Source organism: Saccharomonospora halophila 8 (genome assembly GCF_000383775.1).
Lineage (GTDB): Bacteria > Actinomycetota > Actinomycetes > Mycobacteriales > Pseudonocardiaceae > Saccharomonospora > Saccharomonospora halophila.
Genome location: NZ_KB912542.1, coordinates 1 through 3,169, shown reverse-complemented (window position 1 = coordinate 3,169; position 3,169 = coordinate 1). Strand labels below are relative to the sequence as shown.

The 3,169-nt window shown below is 74.0% G+C and carries 3 protein-coding genes; 1 reads left to right on the top strand and 2 read right to left on the bottom strand.

The genetic code is table 11. The features are described from left to right. A partial coding sequence (locus tag SACHA_RS21465) for a molybdopterin cofactor-binding domain-containing protein (protein WP_157601657.1) occupies positions 1–661 on the top strand: 661 nt, incomplete at its 5' end. A gap of 37 nt (positions 662–698) precedes the next feature. Here SACHA_RS21465 and SACHA_RS0110550 read toward each other — a convergent pair. Together SACHA_RS0110550 and SACHA_RS0110545 are read right to left on the bottom strand one after the other, a co-directional pair. Next, complete coding sequence (locus SACHA_RS0110550; RefSeq protein ID WP_019809516.1) at positions 699–1,370, bottom strand: response regulator; 672 nt, start codon at positions 1,368–1,370, stop codon at positions 699–701. Beyond that, positions 1,367–2,986 (bottom strand): sensor histidine kinase, encoded by a 1,620-nt coding sequence (locus SACHA_RS0110545; RefSeq protein WP_019809514.1) that lies wholly within the window; start codon positions 2,984–2,986, stop codon positions 1,367–1,369. Before SACHA_RS0110545 ends, SACHA_RS0110550 begins: the two co-directional genes overlap by 4 nt. Positions 2,987–3,169: the final 183 nt, after the last annotated feature.

The window sequence follows — 3,169 nt, the reverse complement described above, 5'->3', positions numbered from 1 at the left end:
GGGGGCGGTGCGCGGCGCGCTGCTCGCCCGGACCGGCCGCCCGGCCGACGAACTGCGGGTCGACGGCGGGAAGGTCGTGTCCACCCGCGACGGAGTCCTCGGCGACATCGCCGCCGTGCTCGGTGCGGACGAGCTGGACGAGACCGTCGAGTGGCGGCACCGCCCCACCGAGAGCCTGCACCCGGAGACCGGCCAGGGGATCGCACACGTGCAGTACGGCTTCGCCGCCCACCGCGCGGTCGTCGACGTGGACACCGAACTGGGGTTGGTGAAGGTGGTGGCGTTGGACTGCGCCCAGGACGTCGGCCGGGCCGTCAACCCGCAGGCGGTGCTCGGCCAGATCCACGGTGGCTCGGCGCAGGGGCTCGGGCTCGCCGTGCTGGAGGAGATCCGCACCGAGGACGGCGTGATCCGCAATCCGTCGTTCACCGACTACCTGGTCCCGACCGTGCTCGACATGCCCCGGATGTCGGTCGACGTGCTCGAACGGCCCGACCCGCACGCGCCCTACGGTCTGCGGGGCGTCGGCGAACCACCGACCATCTCGTCCACCCCGGCGATCGTCGCGGCGGTCCGCGCGGCGACGGGCAGACCGCTGCGGCGGGTCCCGGTGCGACCGGAGCACCTGATTCGACCGGGCGGGGCGGCGGCCTCCCGGTGAACCGCCCCACCCGTCGGTGATCGGGGGCGGGGCGGGGTCAGGACCGGGCGGCGACCAGGCCCTCCCGCACGGCGACGAGGGCGGCCTGCGTCCGGGAACTCAGTTGCAGCTTGCGCAGGAGGTTGCTCACGTGGGTGCGCGCCGTGCGCTCACTGATCACGAGCCGGTCGGCGATCTCCCGGTTCGAGTGCCCGCGCGCCACGAGCACCAGCACGTCGCGTTCCCGCTCGGTCAGCGCGGTCAGACCGGTGGGTGGCGACACCATCTCCCGGGTCAGGCGCTGCGCGACGGCCGGGTCCAGATACACCTTGTCGGAGGCGGCGGCGTGGACCGCGGCGGCCACCTCGTCCGGCCCCGCGCTCTTGAGCAGATATCCCGCGACGCCCTTCGCCAGGGCGGTGTGCACGCGCTCCAGCTCGCCGAAGCTGGTCAGCACGACCACCCGGACGCCCGGGTGGGACTCGGCGATGTGCGCGGCGGCGGTCACCCCGTCCATCCGGGGCATGACGAGGTCGAGCAGCACCACGTCGGGCGGTTTCCCGTGCGAGCCCAGCACGCGCAACCGGTCGAGTGCGTCGTCCCCGTCCTCGGCCTCGCCCGCGACCTCGATGTCGTCGAGGACGTCGAGGTAGGCCCGGATGCCGCGGCGCACGACGGCGTGGTCGTCCACGATCAGCACCCGCACCGGGTCGGCCGACGACCCGGTCACCGGGCCGGCCTCTCCGGTGTCGGGTCGGGGAGCTCCAGCGTCGACGCCGCCGGTGTCGACGGCAGCACGGCCCGCACGGTCGTCCCCGTCCCGCGCCCGGAGGTCTGTGTCACGGTTCCACCCCATCGTGTCGCCCTTTCCCGCATCGTCTCGATCCCGTATCCGCCGGAGGTGTTCCCTCCGGACGGCGTGTCGTATCCCCGGCCGTCGTCGGCGACGGTGGCCTCCAGCCATCCGTCCCGCACCTCCACGTCCACCGAGACGGCCGCGGCGTCCGCGTGCTTGACGACGTTGTGCACCGCTTCGGTGACGATCCGGTAGACGTCCTCGGACAGTTCCGCGTCCAGCCCGTCCACCGCGGCGGTGATCCGGACCTCGCACCGCAGTCCCGCACGGGCGGCGGTGCCGTCCACGAAGGTCCGCAGAGCCTCGGCGAGCCCGGACTCGGCCACCGACGCCGACGGACGCCGCTGGTGCACCATCGCCCGCAGGTCCGCGAGTGCGCTGCGGGTGAGTTCGCCGACCTCGCCGCTCACGCGGGCGACCGTGTCGGCGGGCACGGTATTCCCCCGCCCCGCCAGCACCTCCATCGACTTGACGTGCATCCCGGCGGAGAACACCTGCTGCACCACCGAGTCGTGCAGATCGCGGGCGAGTTGCTGCCGCTCCTCCCGCCGGGCCACGTCCCGCTCCCGCTCGACGAGCGCGGTGTAGTCGACGGCGATCGCGGCCTGCTCGGCCATCGCGGTCAGGAACTCCATCGTGCGGGCGTTCACCGTCTGCCCGGGGGCGAGGTAGGCGTTGAGTACGCCGGTGGACTGCCCCCGCGTGATCAGCGGGATGCTCACGAACGAGTCCCAGTCCAGCTCCACCAGGTAGTCGTGCAGCGGGGCCCAGGCGGGGTCGTCCCGCAGGGCCTCCCACCGGCGCGGGATCACCACGGGCTCCCGGGTCCGCAGCGCGGTGAGCATCTGCAGGGTGCCACCGAGTTCGTGCACCCGCGTGAGCCTGCGGAAGAAGTCCGCGGGGTGCCGGAACCCGGCGGATCCCATGACGTGCAACCGGCCGCCCGACTCGCCCCGGGTGAGGATCTGCACCCCCGCCAGACCGTCGGCCTGCACCACCTCGGCGGCCAGCGCGTCCAGCGTCGCCGACACCGTCCCCTGGGAGGCGAGCTTGGCGGCGGTCCGGGCCAGGGCGGTCACCCGTCGCTGGCGGTGCCGCTCGTCGGTGACGTCCCGGAAGGCGACGACCGTGTAGCGCGGATCGTCCGACAGCGGACGCAACCGGTACGCAAACTCCCGCTGCCCGCCCGCGGCGGGCGTGTACGTGGTGACCTGCTCGGCGGTGTCGTGGTCGAACAGCCCCGGTGATTCCGGTCCGCACTCGTCGCCCAGGGGGAACGGCCCGGGGGCTCCGGTGAGGTCCGCGCGGGTGCCGCCGCACAGGGCGAGCGCCGCGCGGTTGAGACGGACGAAGTGTCCACCCGGGTCGAGGACGGCGAGACCGTCCGGAACGTCGTCGGCCGGCACGGGCACGTCCCGGGACACCGACACCGCCCAGCCGGTGTCCCCCCGGGGGGATCCGGTGTCCGACGGGCCCGGTGGGACGGCCATAGGGGTCCTCCTCCGGGGTCGCGGTCAGCGGGGAACGGGCTTCGTGGTGCCGGTGGCGCACGCGCCGTACGGGCACCGGCACCGGCGGACGTCCGTCCGCCGCCTTCCAGCATGCACGCCCGGCCTGGGCAGGGACACCCTGCCGCGCCGTCGCACGCGGTCGTGGCGGGGCGTCTACGTCAT

Coding starts and splice junctions, on each gene's coding strand:
- SACHA_RS0110545 (WP_019809514.1), bottom strand. CDS start 2,986: ATGGCCGTCCCACCGGGCCCGTCGGACACCGGATCCCCCCGGGGGGAC.